The sequence below is a fragment of the Paenibacillus sp. KN14-4R genome, from assembly GCF_052180255.1.
GTDB lineage: Bacteria > Bacillota > Bacilli > Paenibacillales > NBRC-103111 > Paenibacillus_AM.
In genome coordinates this window covers 1,684,670-1,707,468 of record NZ_CP197466.1, presented here as the reverse complement: position 1 = coordinate 1,707,468, position 22,799 = coordinate 1,684,670, and the positions used below count along the sequence as shown (strand labels likewise).

At 42.3% G+C, this 22,799-nt stretch carries 21 protein-coding genes; 7 read left to right on the top strand and 14 right to left on the bottom strand.

The window, feature by feature from the left end; all coding sequences use genetic code 11:
- Window positions 1-9: 9 nt before the first annotated feature.
- From ACSBOP_RS08020 to ACSBOP_RS08005, 4 genes are all read right to left on the bottom strand, one after another.
- Window positions 10-894 (bottom strand): YicC/YloC family endoribonuclease, encoded by an 885-nt coding sequence (locus ACSBOP_RS08020; RefSeq protein WP_442603894.1) that lies wholly within the window; start codon window positions 892-894, stop codon window positions 10-12.
- A 69-nt stretch (window positions 895-963) separates the two neighbouring features.
- Complete coding sequence (locus tag ACSBOP_RS08015) at window positions 964-2,865, bottom strand: bifunctional homocysteine S-methyltransferase/methylenetetrahydrofolate reductase (RefSeq protein WP_442603893.1); 1,902 nt, start codon at window positions 2,863-2,865, stop codon at window positions 964-966.
- A 23-nt stretch (window positions 2,866-2,888) separates the two neighbouring features.
- Window positions 2,889-3,725 (bottom strand): diaminopimelate epimerase, encoded by an 837-nt coding sequence (gene dapF / locus ACSBOP_RS08010; RefSeq protein WP_442603892.1) that lies wholly within the window; start codon window positions 3,723-3,725, stop codon window positions 2,889-2,891.
- A 210-nt stretch (window positions 3,726-3,935) separates the two neighbouring features.
- On the bottom strand, window positions 3,936-6,710 hold the full coding sequence (locus ACSBOP_RS08005; RefSeq protein WP_442603891.1) for a calcium-translocating P-type ATPase, SERCA-type: 2,775 nt from the start codon (window positions 6,708-6,710) through the stop codon (window positions 3,936-3,938).
- Window positions 6,711-6,970: 260 nt separating this feature from the next.
- Between ACSBOP_RS08005 and ACSBOP_RS08000 the strand changes: the two genes are divergently transcribed.
- Entirely contained in the window at window positions 6,971-8,704 is a 1,734-nt protein-coding gene (locus ACSBOP_RS08000) for an Rqc2 family fibronectin-binding protein (protein ID WP_442603890.1), read from the top strand.
- Window positions 8,705-8,836: 132 nt separating this feature from the next.
- Here ACSBOP_RS08000 and ACSBOP_RS07995 read toward each other — a convergent pair whose 3' ends face one another.
- From ACSBOP_RS07995 to ACSBOP_RS07970, 6 genes are all read right to left on the bottom strand, one after another.
- The gene (locus ACSBOP_RS07995; protein ID WP_442603889.1) at window positions 8,837-10,096 is read right to left on the bottom strand and encodes a CapA family protein; all 1,260 of its coding nucleotides are present in this window, start codon (window positions 10,094-10,096) and stop codon (window positions 8,837-8,839) included.
- Between the two features lie 52 nt (window positions 10,097-10,148).
- Window positions 10,149-11,030 carry a UTP--glucose-1-phosphate uridylyltransferase GalU gene (gene galU / locus ACSBOP_RS07990; protein WP_442603888.1) on the bottom strand — a complete coding sequence of 294 codons (882 nt, stop codon included), beginning with the start codon at window positions 11,028-11,030 and terminating at the stop codon, window positions 10,149-10,151.
- Window positions 11,017-11,877, bottom strand: a complete 861-nt coding sequence (locus ACSBOP_RS07985) for a PHP domain-containing protein (RefSeq protein WP_442603887.1) — start codon at window positions 11,875-11,877, stop codon at window positions 11,017-11,019. Before ACSBOP_RS07985 ends, galU begins: the two co-directional genes overlap by 14 nt.
- Window positions 11,878-11,916: 39 nt before the next feature.
- Complete coding sequence (locus tag ACSBOP_RS07980; protein WP_442603886.1) at window positions 11,917-12,828, bottom strand: selenium metabolism-associated LysR family transcriptional regulator; 912 nt, start codon at window positions 12,826-12,828, stop codon at window positions 11,917-11,919.
- Window positions 12,829-12,949: 121 nt separating this feature from the next.
- On the bottom strand, window positions 12,950-13,387 hold the full coding sequence (locus ACSBOP_RS07975; RefSeq protein ID WP_442603885.1) for a hypothetical protein: 438 nt from the start codon (window positions 13,385-13,387) through the stop codon (window positions 12,950-12,952).
- A gap of 159 nt (window positions 13,388-13,546) precedes the next feature.
- Window positions 13,547-13,810: a YlbG family protein gene (locus tag ACSBOP_RS07970; protein ID WP_442603884.1), complete on the bottom strand. Its 264-nt coding sequence runs from the start codon at window positions 13,808-13,810 to the stop codon at window positions 13,547-13,549.
- A gap of 46 nt (window positions 13,811-13,856) precedes the next feature.
- On the opposite strand from ACSBOP_RS07970, the gene ACSBOP_RS07965 reads away from it, so the two are divergent.
- Window positions 13,857-14,873: an asparaginase gene (locus ACSBOP_RS07965; protein ID WP_442603883.1), complete on the top strand. Its 1,017-nt coding sequence runs from the start codon at window positions 13,857-13,859 to the stop codon at window positions 14,871-14,873.
- On the opposite strand, the gene ACSBOP_RS07960 is transcribed toward ACSBOP_RS07965, so the two are convergent.
- Window positions 14,874-15,320, bottom strand: a complete 447-nt coding sequence (locus tag ACSBOP_RS07960; RefSeq protein ID WP_442603882.1) for a YlbF family regulator — start codon at window positions 15,318-15,320, stop codon at window positions 14,874-14,876. It abuts the gene before it with no gap.
- Window positions 15,321-15,721: 401 nt separating this feature from the next.
- On the opposite strand from ACSBOP_RS07960, the gene ACSBOP_RS07955 reads away from it, so the two are divergent.
- The gene (locus ACSBOP_RS07955) at window positions 15,722-16,237 is read left to right on the top strand and encodes a thermonuclease family protein (RefSeq protein ID WP_442603881.1); all 516 of its coding nucleotides are present in this window, start codon (window positions 15,722-15,724) and stop codon (window positions 16,235-16,237) included.
- A 187-nt stretch (window positions 16,238-16,424) separates the two neighbouring features.
- A complete protein-coding gene (locus ACSBOP_RS07950; RefSeq protein ID WP_442603880.1) occupies window positions 16,425-17,003 on the top strand; it encodes a DUF4352 domain-containing protein in 579 nt (192 codons plus the stop codon).
- Between the two features lie 97 nt (window positions 17,004-17,100).
- Here the strand turns inward: ACSBOP_RS07950 and ACSBOP_RS07945 are convergent, their stop codons facing one another.
- Window positions 17,101-18,201, bottom strand: coding sequence for a threonine aldolase family protein (locus ACSBOP_RS07945; RefSeq protein ID WP_442603879.1), 1,101 nt, complete (start codon window positions 18,199-18,201; stop codon window positions 17,101-17,103).
- Between the two features lie 34 nt (window positions 18,202-18,235).
- Entirely contained in the window at window positions 18,236-19,423 is a 1,188-nt protein-coding gene (locus ACSBOP_RS07940; RefSeq protein ID WP_442603878.1) for a M20 metallopeptidase family protein, read from the bottom strand.
- 183 nt (window positions 19,424-19,606) lie between these two features.
- Between ACSBOP_RS07940 and ACSBOP_RS07935 the strand changes: the two genes are divergently transcribed.
- Together ACSBOP_RS07935 and ftsW are read left to right on the top strand one after the other, a co-directional pair.
- Window positions 19,607-19,951: a YugN-like family protein gene (locus ACSBOP_RS07935; RefSeq protein WP_258205903.1), complete on the top strand. Its 345-nt coding sequence runs from the start codon at window positions 19,607-19,609 to the stop codon at window positions 19,949-19,951.
- Window positions 19,952-19,971: 20 nt separating this feature from the next.
- Complete coding sequence (ftsW, locus tag ACSBOP_RS07930) at window positions 19,972-21,102, top strand: putative lipid II flippase FtsW (RefSeq protein ID WP_442603877.1); 1,131 nt, start codon at window positions 19,972-19,974, stop codon at window positions 21,100-21,102.
- 62 nt (window positions 21,103-21,164) lie between these two features.
- On the opposite strand, the gene ACSBOP_RS07925 is transcribed toward ftsW, so the two are convergent.
- Window positions 21,165-21,557 (bottom strand): Asp23/Gls24 family envelope stress response protein, encoded by a 393-nt coding sequence (locus tag ACSBOP_RS07925; protein ID WP_442603876.1) that lies wholly within the window; start codon window positions 21,555-21,557, stop codon window positions 21,165-21,167.
- A 144-nt stretch (window positions 21,558-21,701) separates the two neighbouring features.
- On the opposite strand from ACSBOP_RS07925, the gene cax reads away from it, so the two are divergent.
- Entirely contained in the window at window positions 21,702-22,748 is a 1,047-nt protein-coding gene (gene cax / locus ACSBOP_RS07920; RefSeq protein ID WP_442603875.1) for a calcium/proton exchanger, read from the top strand.
- Window positions 22,749-22,799 lie beyond the last annotated feature (51 nt).

Here is a 22,799-nt window from a genome sequence, read left to right as displayed (position 1 = left end):
TGCTCTTACTCACTCGATATTCTGAATTTGTTCACGCATTTTCTCTAGTTCGGCCTTCATATTGATGACCTTTTCTGCAAGCTCAGCATGATTTGCTTTTGAACCAATCGTGTTTACTTCGCGATTCATCTCCTGAATGAGAAAATCAAGCTTGCGTCCGATTGGGTCTTCAGACTGCAGCAAACTTCTGAAATGCTCAAAGTGACAGCTGAGCCTAGTTAATTCTTCTTCAATTGAGCAACGGTCGGCAAACAGCGCAATTTCCGTAGCAAGACGACTCTCATCAATAAGTCCAGCGTCTCCGACAAGATCTTGCACTCTTTGTCTGAGCTTCACCGCGTACTCTGTAGCGACTTGCGGTGCAAATGAGGAACCTTCACTATGCATGTGCTCTAAACGACTAAGCCGTTCGTCTAAATCGCGGGTTAAAAATTCCCCTTCCCGCTCTCTCATGGTTAATAAACTTTCCAACGCTTCACGCAAGCATGCCACAAATACTTCTTCCATATCTGTTGTTTGCTCGCTACGTTCTTCCTTCATTTCTATGACACCAGGAAGTGTTAGAACATCAGTCAGGCTTAAACCTTCAGAAAAATCATACCGTTCTCTAAGTTGTTCAGACGCTTGCACAAATCCTTCTACCAGTTCCCAATTTACAGCAACCGATTTGGTGCTTCCGCCTTCATGTTCTACAGATACGAATAGATCGATTCGTCCACGTTTGACGAAGCTCATCGTCAATTTACGCATCGCGTCTTCGAACATTGCCCAATCCTTGGGCAGCCGAACAGATACCTCGCAGTACCTATGGTTGACGGACTTCGCATCAATAAAAACGGTATACCCGCCAGCAGACAATTTGGCTTGTCCGAAACCAGTCATACTACGAATCATTACATCACATCCATTATGTTATTGTAATTCATTTTGCAATGAGGTACAAGTGGCACACGAACAGGCGTTTTACCGTCGTGTTTGCTCCCACACATACTTCGTTAAATCCACGCTCATCTCATAATTTAAGAATGGAGTGATCAAGTAGATACCGTTAAAATATTTCATTGCTGTATCCAGCAATTCCTTTGCAATTTCCACTCCTTCACGGCGACCTTCTTCGCCTTCAATACCTGCCATCCGACCACGAACATTGTCCGAAAGCTGAATACCCGGAACCTCATTATGCAAGTATTCAGCATTACGTCCGCTTGCTAGTGGCATAATTCCGATGAAAATGGGTACGTTCAAATGTTTTGTCAATTCATGCATTCGTTCAATTAATTCGCTGTCATACACCGGTTGTGTCATGACATAGTCAGCACCTGCTGCAATTTTACGTTCCAAGCGCTGTACCGCTTTATCTAGATGCTTCACATTTGGGTTAAAAGCCGTTCCAATAACAAAATTCGCTTTACGCTTAAGCGGTTTTCCAGAGAATGCAATCCCTTCATTCAACTGCTTGATCATTCGGATAATTTCAAATGAAGTTAAATCATACACAGAACTTGAACCTGGTAAGTCGCCAAATCGTGCTGGATCGCCGGTAACTGCAAGCACATGATCAATACCCAAAGCATGAAGCCCCATTAAGTGCGACTGTGTACCAATCATATTACGATCACGACATGCGATGTGTATTAATGAGCGCGCGTTATACTCGGTCTGCACGAGATGACCTAGTGCCATATTACTCATACGCGTTACAGCTAGTGAATTATCTGCCATCGTAATCGCATCTGCACCTGCTAGGTGTAAAGCTTCTGAACCTTTCATAAACTTATGAATATCTAAATCTTTAGGAGGGTCAAGTTCAACAATAACCGTATGACGCTTACGAACAAGTTCTAAGATATTTGGACGAACAACATCGCTCGTTCCATCGACACTTGAACTTACCCCACCCGCAGTAATTCGCACTTCATCCGCTATTACTTCAGGAACTTCAATCTTTTTATTTAATAGACTAGAAGATGATTTCGATTGCCTCCGATTAACTTGAGGATCATAGCCATTTAACGCCTTCGCGATGGCAGCGACATGTTCAGGTGTTGTCCCACAGCACCCACCGATTAAATGAGCACCTAACCCTGCAAAGCGAAGTGAACTTTCTGCAAAATATTCGGGAGTCGCTGCAAACGTAACACGGTCATCCACCAAATCTGGCAAACCCGCATTCGGGAACGAGGAAAATGGCACACCCTGCGGAGCTTGAATTTGCTCCATCGTTTTCAAAATGCCATGTGGACCACTTCGACAGTTAAAACCGATTACATCTGCGCCCGCTGCAGCAAGTCGATCAAACGCTTCTTGAAGCGGCACACCATCATGTGTAGTTAGTGTTCCCTCAGTAGCAAACTGGCAAACAACCGGAAGATCAGACACATCACGAACTAATTTAAGCGCTAATTCTAACTCTTCTAAATCAAAAAAAGTTTCTAATATAAATCCATCGACCCCAGCAGATAACAAAGCTGCAATTTGTTCTTGTAAAGCTGCTTCCACTTGTTCTGTCTGTACATTGTTTCGTTTGGCTGCACGAATGGAACCGACAGCTCCTACTACATAAGCATCGGGACCAACTGCTTTACGAGCAATCTCTACACCCGCCCGGTTAATAGCAGCAACTTCACCTTCCAGTCCGAACTTGGACAACTTCTCGCGATTTGCTGAGAATGTATTGGTTTCTATGAATCTTGCGCCAGCTTCATAATATCTGCGATGCACATCGGCAATAACATCCGGGTGCAGTAAATTCAGTTCCTCATAAGAAATTCCTACAGGAAACCCTTGTCCATACAACAAAGTTCCCATTGCGCCGTCCCCAACTAAGACGCTATTTTTCAGCGCAGTACGTAAATCCAGTCTCATTGTCATCCCTCACCCGATAATATTTATAAGTTGAGACTACCTGTAAATACAATCTCAGCAGGTCCAGTCATATACACGTGATTGTCAGCTTCATTCCACTCAATTAACAATTCGCCGCCTTTAAGGGCTACTGTAGCCGTACGATCTGTTAGTCCGTTAAGAACCGATGCAACAAGTGTCGCACATGCCCCTGTTCCACAGGCTAACGTAGGTCCAGCACCTCGTTCCCATACACGCATATCCACATAATCTCGCGAACGTACCGTTGCGAATTCTGCATTCACCTTTTTCGGGAAAACCGGATGTGTTTCAACCAGGGGCCCCCAGTAAGCAAGATCAAAGGTAATGGCATCGTCTACAAAAATCACACAGTGCGGGTTACCCATTGATACAGCAGTAAAATGAAATTCTTGATTCGCAACGACTATGGACTCATTTAATACTGGGGTTGCGTCCACTAGTGTTGGAATTTGCAACCCATCAAGATTAGGTTCACCCATGTCGACTCGAACGAGCTTAGCCACGCCATCTTGAGCAGTAACTTGCACTTTCTGAACACCCGCTCCGATTGTCTCGATCGTCAGCTCCTCGCTATCTACCATTTGGTGATCATATATATATTTAGCTACACAGCGAATGGCGTTCCCACATTGCTCTGCTTCTGTACCATCTGAATTAATAATTCGCATCTGAAAACTTGCATTTATAGAGGGTAGAATAAATACAAGCCCATCTGCCCCAATTCCAAAATTACGATCACATAGCTTTACAGCCAGATCAGCAGCATTAGACGGCAAGCATGCTTCCCTACTTACAATAATAAAGTCATTTCCCAATCCATGCATTTTCGTAAAATTCATATGGAAATTCCTCTCTCACTTACTTTTAGCAAATATCATACCTGAAAAAAAACCTTGTGCATAGAGATTTTGTGGAAGTCTAGTGACACTTCAAACACTAGCTTATCAATCACTACAAAAACTATTCTACTAAAAAAAAGATCGTACGTTTGCCTCTATGATGAGCAAATCGCACGATCCTTTAACTCTATATTTCAAACTCTTAATCTCTTATCGATAGCTAGGCTTTGTACCAAAGTTCTTCTTATCATTCCGCTTTGGCGTGCGTAACACTGATCCAATTCCCATTAAGAAAGTCGGAATTCCTGCGCAAACAAATACTAAACACCAGTCACGGAAGCCAATTGGTACAGTTTTGAAGATAGGCTGTAGACTAGGAACATACATAACGGCCAACATCAGTACCAAGGATGATATCACAGCAAGTACAAGTACTTTATTTTGCAAAATATTACGGTGGAAAATCGAACGTGAAGAGCGACAATCGAATACATGAATGAGCTGCGCCATAACGAGAGTGGCAAAGGCGACGCTTTGTGCACGAACCAGATTCACACTGGAGCCAGGATGCTCTTGAAGAACCAGATAAAAAGCACCTATTGTACAGATCCCTATCAAAAACCCTCTAGAAAATATTTTCCAACCAAGTCTACGGGCGAAAATGTTCTCCTTTGCAGGACGTGGTGTTTGTTGCATCAAATCTTTTTCCGCTTGATCGACACCTAGCGCCATTGCTGGCAAACCATCAGTTACCAAATTTACCCATAGGATTTGAATCGGCACAAGCGGCAGTGGTAGGCCTGCAATCATCGCTATGAACATCGTCAGAATCTCGCCGACATTCGAAGCAAGTAAATAGCGAATGAACTTGCGAATATTTTCATAAATACCACGACCTTCTTCAATCGCAGCTACGATCGTTGCAAAATTATCATCACTTAATACAAGAGCCGATGCTTCCTTCGTTACATCTGTTCCGGAAATTCCCATCGCAATCCCAATATCGGCTGCTTTTATCGCTGGAGCGTCATTCACTCCATCGCCTGTCATTGCCACAACATGGCCTTTTCTCTGTAAACTTTTTACAATCCGAAGCTTATGTTCGGGAGACACACGAGCAAACACGTATACTTCTTCAACTCTTGCATCGAGCTGCTCATCACTTAGTGTCGATATTTCGGCACCACTTAGAACGAGACCACCCGTTTGCGGGATCATACCCAGTGTCCGTGCGATCGCTTCAGCCGTAGTCTGATGATCACCCGTTATCATAACGGTCTTTATCCCCGCCTTGCGACACTTTGAAATGGCTTCCCGCACTTCTTTACGTGGTGGATCGATCATCCCCGTCAAACCAACAAACACGAGATTGTTCTCCACATCATGTTCATCTTCGCAGCGATCAGCAGCCTTCAAATCCCGATAAGCTAGGCCTAACACACGAAGAGCGTTTCGCGCCATTCCTTCATTCGCAGCCATTACTTTTGCTTTTAACGTTGCGGTAAAAGGAATAATCTTATTGTCCCACAACACATATGAACATTGAGCAAGAAGCATATCTGGTGCACCTTTGGTATAAACCGTGCGTCCACTTGCAGAAGACACGACAGTCGACATACGTTTGCGCTCTGAATCAAAAGGAAACTCTTTCAATCGTTGAGCTGATTTCTCAAGGGATTGACGCGTTATCCCTTCTTTGGCTCCGAGCACTACAAGCGCTCCTTCGGTTGGATCACCTTTAATTTGCCATTGTGGTCCTTCGTCTTTCCCTTTTTTACGCTTTGGCTCTTGCTCTTCTTCGAATAAAACAGCATTGCTGCAAAGCACTCCGATTTGAAGCAATTGACGTAGGTTCTCATTTTGGGTCGGTTCTACAATCATGCCTTCCCGATATATTTTTCCAAAAGGCGCATATCCATCACCTGTTACTTCAAGCGTTTGTCCACTCAGCCACAAGTGGGTAACTGTCATTTTATTTTGTGTGAGTGTACCTGTTTTATCGGAACAAATGACAGATGCACAGCCTAACGTTTCTACAGATGGAAGTTTACGAACAATTGCTTTACGTTTAATCATCCGTTGTACACCTAGTGCAAGTGCAATCGTCACAATGGCTGGCAAGCCTTCAGGAATTGCCGCTACCGCCAGTGAAACACCCGCTAAGAACATCCCATAAGGAGGCTGTCCATGAATGATCCCTGCTAATACTACAACAACAGTAAGGGCAATGGCGACAACGATTAAGATTTTACCAAGCTGCTCTAATCGATGCTGGAGTGGTGTTTCTTGACTTTCCGTACTTTGAATTAAATTCGCAATCTTACCCATCTCTGTTTCCATACCTGTTCGAATGACAACTGCCTTACCTGACCCTCGGGTGATGAGTGTCCCCATAAATCCAAGATTGTATTGATCACCAAGAGCCACTTCACCATCACGCAGTTTATCGGACATTTTATTCACGGGAACAGACTCACCCGTTAGTGCTGACTCTTCCGCATATAAAGAATTCGCCTCAAGGAACCTAACGTCCGCAGGAATACGATCTCCACTCTCTAACATGATGATATCTCCCGGTACGAGTTCCTTGGCAGGAATTTGTTGAAGCGTCCCGCCTCGAATGACCTTCGTGTGAGGGGCAGACAATTCTTTCAAGGCACGTAGTGACCGCTCCGCTCGAAACTCCTGAATAAAGCCAAGAACACCATTAATGATAATGATGGCCACAATCGTGATGGCATCCATATATTCACCGAGCAGCCCTGAGATCAAAGTTGCCGCCATTAAGATGAGAACCATAAAGTCTTTGAATTGGTTCAAGAATAAGGTGATCGGTGATACAGTTGGCCCATCCGTTAACTCATTAAATCCTGCTTCCTCTCTTCGTCCCTTCGCCTCTTCCCATTCTAATCCTTGATGAGGATCAACTTTACTTACTCGCAGAACCTCCTCTGCGCTCAATTGATACCACTCTTTCTGACTCATTCCAGATTCCCTCCCATATGTTTCCTCACACAAAGACAGATTGCAGCATAGTAATTTAACAGTCGTATGTAGGCTGAGCTGTGTCTATGCGATTGCATTCAGACAATAAAATGATCTTAGGACAAATCTATTCAGACAAGCCGGAAAATATCCCTTAAAACATGAACCAAGCAAAAAGCTTAAGTTTTAGGTGAAAATATGTCATGATAGAAGATGGATATAACCCTTTTTCCTGATTAACTGTTGAGGAGTCGTTTAATATGGCAATGGATGGATTACTGGTTCATGCGCTAGCTCATGAATTACAAGCTTGCGTCGGAGGCAGAATTAACAAAATATATCAACCTACAGAGCGCGACCTGATCTTACAAATTCGTGCACTCGGACAAAATTACAAACTATTATTATCCGCAAACCCCACATACCCACGTGTACATGATACAAAAGAACAATTCATGAACCCGAAGGATGCACCAATGTTCTGCATGCTCATGCGTAAGCATTGTGAGAGTGGCATTATACAAAGTATCGAGCAAGTCGGGATGGAACGAATTCTGCGTATCCGTCTCAAGCAGCGTGACGAACTTGGAGATGAATCCTTTAAAACAATTGTGATTGAAATTATGGGGCGACATAGCAACATCATTTTGCTCGATGAAGCAACAAATACAATTGTCGACGGCATTAACCATATTACCCCGTCGATCTCGTCCTATCGGATTGTGATGCCTGGCAGTACCTATACAGACCCGCCTGAACAGCATAAATCTAACCCCCTGGAAGTAACCAAAGATGCTTTTCTCTCACTTATCCAATTTGACGAGCCTATCGAATCTCAGCTGATCCAGCATTTTAGCGGCATCAGCCCACTTGCTGCTCGTGAGATTACTTATCGTTATGAGACAAGTGATGTAAGCTCGTCAGCCGAAGATAAGTTGTGGCAGGCTTTCACTGGTATCATGCAAGCCATTCAGACGAATCATTTTACACCTAACATTGCTGAAGAAACTGCCACTGGGAAGTTGTATTTTGCCGTCTATGCCCTCACACATGTAACAGGTCCCGTGCAAACATTTGATTCCCTTTCCAACTGCTTGGAGCAATACTATGGGGATAAAGCCGGTCGTGACATGGTCAAGCAAAAAACGAGTGATCTGATCCGCTTTTTGCAAAATGAAATCAACAAAAATCGTAAGAAATTGATCAAACTCGAAGAAACGCTTGAAGAAGCGAAAGATGCTGACCGATTCCGCATTATGGGGGAACTTTTAACGGCATCGCTTTACTCGATACAAAAAGGGGATAAGCAAGTCGAGGTTGTCAACTATTACGATGAAAATCAGCAAACGATTAACATTGAACTTGATCCTCATCTTACACCTTCTGAGAATGCACAGCGATATTTTAAAAAGTATACGAAAAGTAAGACGAGCCTACTTCATGTCGATGAACAAATGGGTCAAGCCCATGAGGAAATCCGATACTTGGAAGAACTACTCGGGCAGCTTCATGCTGCTAGTCTTCGGGATATTGAAGAAATTCGTGAGGAATTATCAGAAGGTGGATATGTCCGACAGCGGGGTGCTAAATCACGCAAGGCGAAAAAGGCAGATAAGCCGCAGCTTGCTTGCTACACTTCATCAGAAGGAATCCCAATCTATGTTGGAAAAAACAACAAACAAAATGAATACCTCACATGCCGTCTTGCTCATACAGCGGACACATGGCTTCATACAAAAGATATTCCAGGTTCTCACGTTGTGATTCGAGAAAGCAATTACGGGGAGCAGACACTCCATGAAGCCGCGATGTTAGCTGGGTATTTCTCGCAAGCTCGTGAGTCCGCAAGCGTGCCCGTTGATTACACACAGATCCGATATGTGCACAAGCCAAACGGCGCAAAACCCGGTTATGTGATTTATACAAATCAGAAAACGCTATTCGTCACGCCAGATGAGCAGCAGATCAAGCAATGGACGGTAACGATCAAATAAAACGCAATGGAGCACAAATAGACTGTTGAACTTTGTCAACAGTCTATTTACTATTCATTTGGACAAGGTACCTATTCAACTGTGGACGGAGAGACTTGGATGACTTGTCATCACCTTCAAGTGTTCTGGCTACTACTTCTCAATAATCTTCAATTCAGGCATCCACCGTGTCATCTCGACACGAAGTTTTGACATCCACATGCTACGATTTGGAAGACTTTCATCCGTGACCTCCGATAGCAATTGAATCTCATATTTACTCCATCTCTGATGATCGATATAGGTCGGGATCAACGTAGGATTCGTCACTTGAATCGTTGTTTTGTCCCCTTCCCGTACCTTTTCTATATCCACATTTAGAATGCCCCCGATATATCGACGCGGCTCATTCAATTCTTGTGCGGCAAGGAAATTACCAAGCGAATAGATAACAAATGCTTTGGTCCCATCATCCCGCATGATCCACTCCGCAGGCTGCAAAACATGGGTATGATGGCCTAGAATGATATCTGCTCCTTGTTCAGCTGCATACTTTGCCCATTCTTTTTGAAAGTCATTAGGTAAAATATCATATTCATTTCCAAAATGCATACTGATAACAACAGCATCTGCCTCTTTTTTTGCTTGCTGAATTTCAGTTTTCATTTGTTCTTTATCCAACATGCCGATCATAAATGATTTATCCCCAGGCAACTCATGGCCATTCATTCCATACGTATAACCAATAAAGGCAACCTTAATCCGATTTGCACTTAGGACTCGAATCCGATCTCGATCTTCCATACTTTCATAAGCACCTATACGTTCTAGTCCGATGTTCTTCCAGTTATTCATAGCGGCAATTAAACCGGCCTCACCTTTATCTAGCACATGATTGTTTGCCATCGAGATAATGTCACAACCTACAGAGCGTAAAGTCCTGCCAATTTCAATTGGACTGTTAAATCTGGGATAGGAAGAAATCCCGAATGACTCTCCCGCAATAATAGATTCCGAATTGGCAAATGTCAGATCTGGCTTCTGCAAATAAGGCTTTACTTGTTCGAAGATTGGATCAAAATCATATTCATTTTCCTTTTTTGCTTCACGAAATATGGATTGATGCAGCAGAATATCGCCTACTGCACCCAGTGTCATTTTGGAAGTCACACGTTTAGGCTCAGGTGCAGCAGAAGGTATTGGAGTAAGTGTTGATGTTGGGGTTGGGGTGGGACTTGTTTGTGGGCTAGCTTCTATGGTAGAAAGTTTACTTTCATTTGGGGCTGACTCATTCGATTGAAAAGTATTGGGTTCCTGCGCTCTGAGACATCCCGACAGTAAAATACAACTGATAGCAATTACAGTGATAACACCGTAGAATGGCCATCCAGATGATTTTCTTCCGTCATCCATGTCGTTAAGCCTTCTTTCTATTTTCAAATATGCAACATTGATTTTAAAAGAATTAGGCCTCGATCTTCCATTGTTCAACAAGTGAAATTAAGTATTGTTTTAATTGGTGCTCAAGCTCTGGTCGTTCTAAAGCTAACTCAATCGTCGCTTCAATATACCCAAGCTTATCACCGACGTCGTATCGTTTCCCATGCATTGGATATGCGATCATGGAGTGCCTAGCGTTCAACACACGTAAAGCATCCGTAAGCTGAATTTCTCCCCCTCGACCTGGTTTACAATTTTGTAAGATAGAGAAGATTTCTGGAGCTATAATGTATCTGCCGATAACAGCAAGATTAGAAGGTGCTTGGCTTCTCTCTGGTTTTTCTATTAAATCCGAAATACGTTTATATTTATCATGTGTTTCAGATGGTGAAATAATTCCGTATTTACTTACATCTTCCCAAGCCACCTCTTGAACCGCGATAATCGAGGAGGATGTTTCCTCATAAAGCTCCATCATGCCTTTTAAAAAAGGAGGCGTTGATTCAATGATGTCATCACCAAGCAGTACGGCAAACGGCTCATTTCCAATAAATTTACGAGCACAATAGATAGCATGTCCAAGGCCAAGCGGCTCTTTTTGCCTGATATAATGCACATCTGCTAAGTTAGACACCATCTTTACCTTTTCAAGCAAATCAAGGGCATTCTTCTCCTCAAGCATCATCTCTAATTCAGCTGATTTGTCAAAATGATCCTCGATCGCCCTCTTATTGCGACCCGTGACGATAATAATATCCTCAATACCTGAAGAAATAGCTTCTTCCACGATGTATTGAATAGCTGGCTTATCTACGATTGGTAGCATTTCCTTGGGCTGTGCTTTCGTTGCCGGGAGAAATCGTGTACCTAGACCTGCTGCCGGGATAATCGCTTTACGAATTCTCATATCTCCCTCTCCTCTCTAGAAGCGCATGAAGTACTTGGACATCTACACGTCGATTCCCGATTGTGCCATGAAGCAAGTGTCCTTCACGAATGCCATGAAAATCAGAACCGGCCGTTTCAATAAGCCCATAACGTACTGCAAGCTCTTGATAATTCGCTTCTTGATCCGGCGTGTGATCAGAATGAAAGACTTCAATTCCGTCAAAGCCTTCCGTGATGAGTTCATTTACAAGTTCATCGTTGCCATAAATGCCAGGATGAGCGAGTACCGCGACCCCACCTGCCTCATGAATCCATACCACTGCCGTGTGGGGATCGATCCGTGGTACTGTCACATAGGCAGCGCCATCTTTTCCAAGAAAACGGTCAAACACCTCTTGCATGGTAGATGCATATCCCTTATGGATTAACGTTTGTGCGATATGAGGACGACCGATTGGGTCGCCAGCTTTTTTGGTGTCTTTGTTCACTTCTTGGATTTCTTCAAACGTAATCGGCATCCCAAGTTCGCTCAATCTTGCTAACAAAGCTTTATTCCGCTCAGCACGGGTGTCCCGAAGCGACTCTAGACGTTCCAAGAACTGAGTATTGTCTATATTTACATAATAACCCAACACATGGATGTCTTGTCCACCAGCAAATGTAGAAATTTCAACACCAGGTACAACAGTTACCCCTAAACGGAATCCAGCGTCTAGTGCCTCCGGGACACCTGCAACTGTGTCATGATCCGTAATCGCTATAGCACATAACCCTGCCTCGTGCGCTAATCGTACATTCTCAGCAGGCGGCTGCATCCCATCAGAAGCTGTAGTATGCGTATGTAAATCTGCTTGTTGCAATCCCATCCTGTTCGTCCTCCGATCACTTATTCTCACCCTTGATTGTTATAGCCATTGATTCAAATTCTCATTACGCAAAAAGCCCATAAAGGAAACCGCGGAAAGCGGCAATAAGGTTGAGCTCAAATAAATCGCATAGAAGTTACGTGAAAAAATAACATCTTGAATCGTTTTCACTTTTAGAAGTCCAAGTGTAACCTCATGTTTAACCGTGCTTTGTGATAATATTGAGATGCCTAACCCCGCTTCAACTGCTGATTTAATTGCACCCGTCGAACCAAGTTCCATTACAATCTTCATAGACGTATAGTCCAGGCTGCGGCGCGATAATTCTTCTTCCATCACCCGACGTGTTCCAGACCCTTGTTCCCTTAAAACAAATCCATACTGAATCACTTTGTCCCAAGTTACCACATCTACATCTGCGAGCGGATGAGAAGCAGGTACGATAAGCTTAAGCTCATCCGTTAGGATTGATTCCGAATGCAAATCAGCATGAAATACTGGGGCTTCAACTAGACCGAATGTCAAGTGATGAGCAAGAACTTCATCCACAATTTGCGTAGTATTTATCACTTTCATCGCTACCGAGATATTCGGGTATGATTGTGCGAAAGGTCCTAATAATCGTGGCAAAATATGCTCTGCCATCGTCAGACTCGCCCCGAGTTGCAATCTCCCTTCGATCATGGTCGCAAATCGCGATACAGCCGCTTCTGTATCTCGCATCAGTTCTATACTTCTTTTGGCATAAGGAAATAAGGCTCGTCCAGCTTCCGTTAACTCAATTTTTTTAGTCGATCGCATGAATAGCTTAACGCCTAGGTATTCTTCTAAAGATTGTATCTGCATCGTTACAGCGGGCTGTGTCATATGAAGAGCTGATGCTGCATGAGAAAACGAACTTTTTTCGGCAACTGTGTAAAAGATATGAAGTCCATGTAAGGTTAATGCCATTGCTCGTTCTCCCTCCCATTTCAATTCTTATTATTCTTATTATAACAGATCACAATAAATGAAAAAGAGTATGCATGGGTGCATACTCTTCAGATCATTACGGAGAATCCATGTGTTATAATTATTTACGTTTTCGCCCATTCTTTATTAATGTCATCCGTCTGGAATGACGTAACCAAGAATAATAAGTTTTTAAATCACGTAGTTCCAAAGACTCAGACATCCGACCCAAGAAAGTTACAATAATCATCCGATGAAGTGGATTACCGATTAGATCTGTCTCGCCTTCTAGCTCTGTAAACTCCGTTACCATGACGAGGTCACTGTCGATGAGATAAACGTCTTTCTCATTTTTATGATAAGGTGTGATTTTGTCATCCTTTAATTTACCCCAAATATAATCGCAAATTTTATCAAATCCTGCACTATCCTCTTCGACACGTTCGCTCCAACGGGAATGTGCATGATGAGTGACCACGATGTCAGCAACCCGATAGTCGCCCAAGGTAACAAAAAAAGGTTCGTATGTACTCCATCTGACCATTCTACGGTCTCTCATTATCTACACTCCTTCTTTTGTAATAGGACTTTATGACTATATTATTGATTCTACCTTATTGCAGAAAATTTTCCAACGCTTTTATTGCAATATTTCTATTATTTTTAAAAGAAAAAAAAAGACCCTTCTCAAATCGAAAGGTCTCATTGCTAACTTGTCTTATAAGGTGTAAAATCGTGTCTTGTCCGGTATATCACTTTCATACTCCGTTTTAATCTCACCGCGGTAAGATTTTTCTACTTTTTTTACGTAAGGTAACCGTTGTAGATTACGCTGAACATCTTCCAAACGCTCTGTGTGCACATATAATACGACATAATTCATTCGTTTGGAAACATAATGAACGATGCCATATCGTTCAAAATTTTTTGAGTATTTCAGATCGTTCACCCAGATTATTAAACCGCTCCGTTCGGTAAACATGCCTTTCACCTGCTTTCAATCATAAGTAAATGGAGTTGATGTAAAAATGTCTAAAAATTCGAATTTAACTGTCCGTGTCCTGCGTGGACCAATGATGGAATCACTTCATACTGGCCATGCCGTCGTCGTGAATACGCAAGGTGAAATATTATTTTCTGCCGGCAACCCGAACTTTGTAACATATGCAAGATCAACAGCGAAGTTAATTCAAGCACTACCCATCATTGAGTCCGGTGCTGCTGACCATTTTCATCTAACAGATAAGGAAATTGCTTTATTATGTGCTTCTCACAATGGTGAGGATGAACATGTACAAACTGCACAATCTATTCTATCAAAAATAGGCCTTACTTCAGATGCACTCTCATGTGGTGTACACGACCCTTTCCATGCTCCAACCACGAAACGTATGCGCGAAGAAGGGATATCTGCAACTACCCTACACAACAATTGTTCGGGTAAACACAGCGCGATGCTTGCTTTGGCTGTGCACCTTAATGCATCAACAGAAGGCTACGCAGCGGTTGAACATCCCGTCCAACAATTCATGCGCAATACAGTCTCTGAGATGTCAGGCGTACCTCTTGATGAGCTCGTTATTGGTATAGATGGATGCGGTGTACCGGTATTTGGTATGGGAATTCATCAGTTAGCGCTTGCATACGCGAGAATAGGTAATCCCGAAGGTCTAGAATCAACCCGCGCAAATGCATGCCGTAGAATTATTAACGCAATTGCCGCACATCCTTATTATGTCGCAGGTTCAGATCGATTCGATACGGCCCTTGCTGAAGTTACAAAAGGAAGAATAATTGGAAAACTGGGTGCCGAAAGTGTCTATGCCATGTCCGTTCCTGATAAAGGATGGGGCATCGTACTCAAAATTCAAGACGGTTCCAAGCGTGCATTAGAGCCCGCAGCTGCGGAAATACTCCATCAGCTTGGATTACTTTCACCTCAGGAGCTCCAGGCACTAGAGTCCTACCGATTACCAACTACACGTAATTGGATGGGAACTCAAGTTGGAGCTATTGTACCTGAAGCGAATCTTATTCAACATTGATCAACTGCATTTACCGCTGCAAGCCCCGCCTGAAGCGCAACCGCTGCCAGATGGTTGGGTCTTGTTGCTTGGTACTTTGATCGAATCGGATACTGCATGTGCAATCAGTTCAGACACACTAAACAGCAAATCATCTAGTCGCTCTTCGCCTTCCTTGTATCGTCGAATCGTTTCCTGCTGATCTAGCAGTTCTTGAACTTGTTGGACTTGTTCCAAGGCTTCATGATAATTAGGGTGAAAATGACCAAAACGCTCACATTCTTCGAACATCTCTTTTTTCTTCGCAAAAAGCTTCATTAATTCTTTGACCTCTGGGTCTGTATTTAATGCTTGCTTCCAATATAAATAGTCTGCTAATTCTGCAGAATCCTTAATCATGTCCCCAACATCGTAGGCTTGCATCAGGATAGCAGACATATCAAGAGTATTCTCTTCTAATATGCTCATCAGTTATAGTACCATCCTTTTTAACACATCTAACCCGATATGAATAGGCTGACGCTTTTTTACTATCATATCATACACGGTGCAAAGTCGCCTAGTACTGCAACATTTTGGAGACACGACTTCAGTCATCATCATTAATGCCCGGAAGCACGAGCAGTACTTCCTCCCAATCCTCAGAACGAAGATTTACTTCCTGCCTATTCGAATATACTCAAAATTTGCATGCCAACTCTCAAGGAGCACGGTGCAGTCTTTTTGAATCATAAGTGGCTTATTCATTTGTATACTCAAGTGGAATTCACCTCTTCACAAGTCTTTGCCATTTTATAGTATGTCCCAAGTCTCTATCTTGAACTCGCTGCCATACATCACTATAATGAAGCCGAAGAGGTGACAACAGGATGAAAAAGCTAGGGCTGTTCGGACTCGTATTGAGCATATGCTTGGCTATGTTAGGTTGTTCAAGCCAAGACAAAACACCAAATACAGCGTCTGAACGAACAAAAGTAAAGGTTGAGCGTGTTGTTGACGGGGATACGCTGCAAATTACAATGAATGGTTCCAAAGAAAAGCTTCGCTTGATTGGTGTGGATACACCCGAAACAAAAAAGGCGGACACTCCCGTTATGTTCTGGGGTGAGGAAGCAAGTGCTTATACGAAGAAGCGTTTAGAGGGGAAAACCGTCGAACTGGAATGGGACGTTGAACGAAAAGATCAATATGGACGCTATCTCGCCTATGTGTGGATAGATAAAGAGATGTTTAATCGAACACTCATTCAAGAAAGCTATGGCCGAATGGTTACTTTCCCACCGAATGTGAAGTATGCGGATACGTTTAAGAAAGATCAGGAGCAAGCTCGTAAGAAGGGCAATGGTTTGTGGAAAGACTACGATGCAGCTTTTAAACGCAACTAATAACTTCATACAATAATGGTAAATAAGCTACCGACGTTGAAATGTGACCAGTAAAATGGTCACTTTTTAAATCCAAAATATTAATAATATTCATAGAATTATAAATATAGGTCTGATATACTATAATCCGACATAATTTTCAAATAATTACCTCTGCCGAAGAGGATAACTAGGGGGAAATATTAACATGGAGCAAAAAAAGCAATCTATCTTTAAAAAGTGGTGGGTTTGGTTAATTATTGTTGTTGTCGTATTCGCAGTAATTGGAAGCACGACTAATAAAGATAATGGACAACCTGCTGCCGCAAAACCATTATCTGATACAAAGGAAACGCCTAAACCAACACCAACTCCCGCGCCAGTACTTACTAAAGAAGGGGTCTCATCTGATGTCAAAATTGTTATTGAAGGACTTGAAACATCGCAAACAATTGGGGATAATCAATTTGCTACCGCTAAAGCACAAGGTACTTTCAAAATCGTTAAAATCACATTGACTAACAATCAAAAAGATGCGATTACAATTGATTCAAACAACTTTAAGCTTATCGACGACCAAAGTAGAGAATATGGACACTCAACCGAATCATTGCTTGCTCTCCAATCTTCAAAAGTTAAAAAGGAATCATTTTTCCTGACAAAATTAAACCCTGGTCTTTCTGCAACTGGATATATTGCTTATGATGTTCCTAAAGATGCAAAAGGATTTATTTTAGAAGCTACAGGTGGTATGACGGGTAAAAAAATTAAGTTAAAAGTAGAATAAGTACATACACTCCCTCCGAACCACATTAATAATTCATCCTAAATAAAACAAGCTGTAACCGGTATTTAATCGGTGCCAGCTTGTTTTTTACATAAGATTAACTATTCGCTGTCATCTTCATCTTCGTATCGAGTAATTGAAGGGCTTCCCTTAACTTATCCATAGGCAGCTTCGCATAACGATCTCCGACACTTAATTCATAATAGCAGCTTTTTTCACCAGTTGATCTCAGATAACTCGTTAAGCCAATACCGGTTTCCTCATAAATGCTAATCAACAGTGGCTCCAGTTCCTCAACTGAACGGTCAAAGTGTACATGAAACATGTTTGAAACAGGTTCTGTAGGTATTGTTGTGACGCCATGGCACTGATTAATTAATCCGGCTAGTTCTTTCGCTCCCGTATAGTACTGTACCATTTTGTCGACTCTTTGTTTAAAGTAATAATCCGAGCTAAGGATATACGGGTATAAGCTAATTAGATCGCCGCCATGTCTTCTTTTCCATACTTTAGAAATTTCCGTAAACGACGAATCCCCCGCAAGAATTGCTCCTGCAATTCCACCAATTCCTTTATAAAAGGAAATGTATACACTGTCAAAAAGCGAGCAAATTTCAGCAGCAGATTTTTGGTAATAGGGTGTGATCTCAAAGAGCCTAGCCCCGTCCAGATGCAGCTTGATTCCTTTATCACGACAAAATGCAGAAATCTTCTCAAGCTCTTCGTAGTCTGGCAATTGACCTCCATTCTCACGTTGAGGCAGTTCAAGTAGTAAGCACGCGATATCCTCCTGCATATTCACTACATCTTCCAACCGGATTAATCGATTCTTATCTGCAAGCAGATGAGCCTCGATATGATGGAGTTCTTTCAGACCATCTTGTTCGTGAATTTCCAGATGACATAAGGGATGGTATGCAACTTTAGGTAGTTTCTTCTGGTCACACCAAATCCGAAGTGCGATTTGCTGTGCCATTGTACCGCTTGGAAAAAATACCGCCGACTCTTTTCCCAAATATGTCGCCATTTGAGCCTGAAAATCTTCAATTAACTTACCTGTTCCGTAAGTGTCACTACCTAATTTTCCTTCGACGTGCTCTAAAACATCTTTCAACTCTTGAACGGTCCTGCTGCTACTTCCACCTACAGGGAAGGTTGTCAATCGGAACGCTTCTAGTAAGGATTGATCTGCTCTCATCTTGTTACCATCTCCTTGGATACCGTAATCATCATTAATTACTTTCTAGATAATCGACTGCCATTGACATTAACAGCTTTCCAGCAACAAGCATGGAACGTTCATCTATATCAAATTTCGGATGATGGTGAGGATGAATAATACCTTGTTCGATATTTCCTGCTCCGACAAACATGAAGCACCCGGGAATCTTTTGCAAATAATAAGAGAAATCCTCCCCTGCCATATTCTGTTCAGATGTATGTACATTGTCGGATCCAACTACTGAACCGCCTACTCGCATAAAACGATCCGTTTCAAACGAATCATTTACTACTGGCGGATAGCCATCTATATATTCCATCTCACATGTTGCACCAAACATTTGACAAGTAGCCTCTGAGATTTGCCTCAACCGCTCTTTCACAAACTGACGCACTTGGGGATCAAATGTACGAGTCGTCCCGTTAATCGACACTTTTTCTGCAATTACATTAAATGCTCCGCCACCTAGAAACGAACCGATGCTTACGACACACGACTGTGTTGGGTCCACATTCCTTGCAACTAACGATTGCAGATTCACGACTAAATGAGATCCAACTACGATCGAGTCCACCGTTTGATGAGGCAAGCCACCATGACCACCCTTACCTTGAATATGAAAAGAAAACTCATCTGCTGCAGCCATAAAAGCACCTGATCTAGAAGTCACTTCCCCATATGGAACAGGACTCCACAGATGAACACCATAGATCACATCTACTTGATCCAAAGCACCGTCCGCAATCATGCTTATTGCGCCACCAGGAGAGATTTCTTCGCCATGTTGAAATATAAATACGATATTTCCTCGTAAAGTTGCTTGATGTGAACACATCACTTTAGCCACAAAGAGCAGCGTCGTCGTATGTGCATCATGTCCACATGCATGCATAATACCTGGAACTTTAGATGTATATTCACACTTCTTCTCGTCTTGAATCGGCAGAGCATCCATATCTGCACGCAGAGCGACAGTAGGTCCTGGCAGCTCGCCTCTCAGGGTTGCCACAACCCCATTCCCGCCTACATGCCTACGAACTTCAAGTCCATACCCATGCAGTGTATCCGCTACCATAGCAGCAGTCTTATACTCATGAAAAGACAACTCTGGGTTTTGATGCAAATATCTTCTCATTTGAACCATTTCGGTATAATTGTGATCCAGTTGGATTTTCAATTGTTCGATATCAAGCATCATGAATTCCCCCATGCTTTCTACTTCGATTGTAATTATGCAACCGACATCTCTTATTTTAACAGAAAAAAGACATCAAATGTTAGAAATTAGCCGTTGCAATTTACTTGCAGAAGCCCATGAAACATACTATCATGATTACATGGAAAAACATTGTATTTACGAAAAATTGGAGGCGTTAAAACAGTGATTATCGAAGCTACTGGTTTGAAAGGCGTAAAAAGCGATCTTGCTCATTTGGACGATGTAACCGCTGAGCTTGGCTTCGTGCGGTGGCAGTGGGAATACTACCGTGCTACATACGACTTGAAAATTGAAGATAAATCTACCAAAGCTGATTACTTTTTACGTATCAACACGCGTGTAGAAACAGGTAAGTTGGAATCCCCTTACGCTGTACTGTATGTTGAAGACGTTTATATTGGTAAATCTACTTTCCCTCATGGACTCGACTATGAAACGCCGATTCCAGATAACGTGATGCGTTTTGCACAACAAAAATTAAGTCAGCTTCAGACATCGCTTTCATAGGTAAGTAGGTGAAAAAAAACTTGAATCCACCACGCAAAGGTACGCCGGACTTTTTGTTTCTCTTTTTAACCTTCGTACTTGTTTGTTTTGGTTTGGTTATGGTGTTTAGCTCCAGTTCCATTATTACAACTATGAAATTCAATGATCCTTGGATGTATACCAAAAAGCAATTTTTATTTGCTATATTGGGCATTGTAGCTATGTTAATTTGCATGAATATCCCTTTGGACAAGCTCAAAAAGCTTGTCCTTCCCGTGTTTGTACTCATTCTCGGAATGCTTCTTGTTGTACCCTTTATTGCCAAAGACGTAAATGGTGCTAAAAGTTGGATTAATATCGGTGGCTTTAATTTGCAGCCAACCGAATTTGCTAAACTCGGTATTATTTTGTACCTAGCCATGCTCATTTCCAACAAAGACGAGCAGTTCCGTACTTTCAAAAAAGGACTTATGCCTGCACTCATCGTCGTGGCTATCGTATCCGCACTAATCATGATGCAGCCCGATCTAGGATCTTGTATGATTCTGATTTTATGCGCAGGAACAGTGATCTTCGCGGGCGGAGCCAAAATGAAGCATCTCTTCACCGTCAGCTCAGTATTAATCGTCGTTGCTTTACTTGCAATTACATCTCTGATGCTAAAGAATGATGGTGCTGGCAGCTACAGAGCAAATCGCTTTCTCGCATTTATGAATCCAGAGAAGTACGAGGCCGATGCGAGTTACCAAATTACAAAATCCTTATATGCCTTCGGTCACGGAGGAATAACGGGAACAGGCTACGGCCAAGGAATCCAGAAACTTCACTATTTACCCGAAGCGCATAACGACTTCATCTTCTCCACCATTGGTGAAGAGTTTGGGCTAATCGGCTCACTCCTGTTAATAGCGGTATACTTAATTTTTATCTGGCGGGGCTTAATTCTCTCCGTTCGATGCAAAGATAAGTTCGGCATGCTGGCAGGAATCGGGATTATGGGAATGATAGGCTTTCAAACCCTTATTAACCTAGGTGGAGTAACCTCCAGTATTCCGTTAACAGGCGTGACACTGCCATTGATCTCTTATGGTGGTTCTTCCCTTATTGTGACGTTAGCCGGTCTGGGAGTGGTTCTAGGACTATCTCGAGCACATAATCAAATTGATACTTGAGCAAATAACCACAAAACAAACAAAAAGGACAGCCCTTTACAGGCTGTCCTTTTATGTACGTATTATTTAACGCGATTTTGAATCTCTTCTTCGGTATCTTCCTCTTTGAAAGCGACACCTTCAACCTTTACATTCACTTCTACAACCATTAAACCTGTCATATTCTCAACTTGCTCGCGAACATTATTTTGCAAATCACGACAAACATCTTGAATCTTTGAACCATAATGTACAATAACGCGAAGATCAATCGCTGCTTCAACTTGCCCAACTTCGACAGAGACGCCTTTTTGTACGTTTTTACCGCTTAATTTTTTTGCTAGACCTTCTGATATACCAGCAGACATTGCAGCGATACCTGGAGTTTCTAATGCCGCTAGACCGGCAATTGTGGATACTACATCATCAGAGATTCGGATTAGTCCAGTTTCATTGGTTGGATTCAGTTCAGACATGTGGATCACTCCTTCTAGTTCCAGTATGGTTTTATTGTAATAGTAAATGATAAACGAATCAAGAATAGCAGCAAAATTTAAAGATGATTTACACAAACACACATTAGATGTATTCTAATAACAATAAATATGAGGAGAACAATCATGCTAAAAAAACATAGTTTTAAAGCTGGTCTACTGACCTTTTTTGTACTTAGCATCCTTGCACATTACTTAGCTTGGAGCAATTCTCTACAATTTTTTATCTGTTGCATTGCCATCGTCTTTGTAGCTGGATTCCTTGGGAAAGCAACAGAAAGCGTTGCACATTATGCGGGAGATCGTATGGGAGGCTTCCTTAATGCCACCTTCGGCAACGCTGCAGAACTAATCATCGCATTCTTCCTAGTTAAAGATGGTCTCTTCGGCATTGTAAAGGCAAGTTTAACAGGTGCAATCATCGGAAATTTACTGCTCGTGCTTGGAATCAGTGTACTGGTCGGCGGATTTAAGCATCGTGAGCAGCATTTTAATGTCAAGCTTGCCTCTCATAACTCCTCACTCATGCTACTTGCCGTAATCGCCCTATTTATTCCTGCTGTATTTGCAAAGTCTTTAACCCCGAGTGAAAATACGACACTATCACTTGTTGTAGCAGGTGTTTTGATTGTTTCATACATACTTTGGCTCATCTTTTCCATGATCACGCATAAAAATGAATTGTCGGATCAAGTTGTCGAACATGGTGAACCTGAGTGGTCTAAAGGACGTTCGATTTTATATCTTATTATTGCTACAGTCATGGTTGGTTTTGAAAGTGAGTGGCTTGTTTCCACATTAGACGACTTAACAAGTCAATTCGGACTATCAGACTTATTCGTAGGTGCATTTGTTATTGCGATTGTCGGTAATGCCGCAGAGCACAGTGCTGCTGTGATGATGGCGCTTAAAAATAAAATTGGTACAACAGTTGAGATTGCTGTCGGTAGCTCCTTGCAGATTGCTTTGTTCGTAGCTCCTGTACTCGTGTTTATTAGCTTCTTTCTAGGAAACACAATGGATATCGTCTTTGAAATGTATGAGTTAATCGCAATTGCTGTTGCCGTTTTCATTACGAAATCGATCTCTCAAGATGGCACCACCAATTGGTTTGAGGGTGTGCTATTACTAGCTGTATACGGCATTCTTGGCGTCTTATTCTTCATGCTTTAAGAACGTTCGTAAGATTATGTAAAAAAGAGTAGTGCATCTTCATGCACTACT

Bases quoted from the DNA above. Each gene is read 5' to 3' on its own strand.
- ACSBOP_RS07975 (WP_442603885.1), bottom strand. From the start codon at position 13,387: ATGAGAGACCGTAGAATGGTCAGATGGAGTACATACGAACCTTTTTTT.
- ACSBOP_RS07955 (WP_442603881.1), top strand. From the start codon at position 15,722: ATGAAAAAGCTAGGGCTGTTCGGACTCGTATTGAGCATATGCTTGGCT.
- ACSBOP_RS08005 (WP_442603891.1), bottom strand. From the start codon at position 6,710: ATGAGTCAGAAAGAGTGGTATCAATTGAGCGCAGAGGAGGTTCTGCGA.
- ACSBOP_RS07960 (WP_442603882.1), bottom strand. From the start codon at position 15,320: ATGAGCATATTAGAAGAGAATACTCTTGATATGTCTGCTATCCTGATG.
- ACSBOP_RS07965 (WP_442603883.1), top strand. From the start codon at position 13,857: ATGTCTAAAAATTCGAATTTAACTGTCCGTGTCCTGCGTGGACCAATG.
- galU (WP_442603888.1), bottom strand. From the start codon at position 11,030: ATGAGAATTCGTAAAGCGATTATCCCGGCAGCAGGTCTAGGTACACGA.
- ACSBOP_RS07940 (WP_442603878.1), bottom strand. From the start codon at position 19,423: ATGATGCTTGATATCGAACAATTGAAAATCCAACTGGATCACAATTAT.
- ACSBOP_RS08000 (WP_442603890.1), top strand. From the start codon at position 6,971: ATGGCAATGGATGGATTACTGGTTCATGCGCTAGCTCATGAATTACAA.
- ACSBOP_RS08020 (WP_442603894.1), bottom strand. From the start codon at position 894: ATGATTCGTAGTATGACTGGTTTCGGACAAGCCAAATTGTCTGCTGGC.
- cax (WP_442603875.1), top strand. From the start codon at position 21,702: ATGCTAAAAAAACATAGTTTTAAAGCTGGTCTACTGACCTTTTTTGTA.
- ACSBOP_RS08015 (WP_442603893.1), bottom strand. From the start codon at position 2,865: ATGAGACTGGATTTACGTACTGCGCTGAAAAATAGCGTCTTAGTTGGG.
- ACSBOP_RS07985 (WP_442603887.1), bottom strand. From the start codon at position 11,877: ATGGGATTGCAACAAGCAGATTTACATACGCATACTACAGCTTCTGAT.
- ACSBOP_RS07970 (WP_442603884.1), bottom strand. From the start codon at position 13,810: ATGTTTACCGAACGGAGCGGTTTAATAATCTGGGTGAACGATCTGAAA.
- ACSBOP_RS07995 (WP_442603889.1), bottom strand. From the start codon at position 10,096: ATGGATGACGGAAGAAAATCATCTGGATGGCCATTCTACGGTGTTATC.
- ACSBOP_RS07980 (WP_442603886.1), bottom strand. From the start codon at position 12,828: ATGGCATTAACCTTACATGGACTTCATATCTTTTACACAGTTGCCGAA.
- ACSBOP_RS07950 (WP_442603880.1), top strand. From the start codon at position 16,425: ATGGAGCAAAAAAAGCAATCTATCTTTAAAAAGTGGTGGGTTTGGTTA.
- ACSBOP_RS07945 (WP_442603879.1), bottom strand. From the start codon at position 18,201: ATGAGAGCAGATCAATCCTTACTAGAAGCGTTCCGATTGACAACCTTC.
- ACSBOP_RS07925 (WP_442603876.1), bottom strand. From the start codon at position 21,557: ATGTCTGAACTGAATCCAACCAATGAAACTGGACTAATCCGAATCTCT.
- dapF (WP_442603892.1), bottom strand. From the start codon at position 3,725: ATGAATTTTACGAAAATGCATGGATTGGGAAATGACTTTATTATTGTA.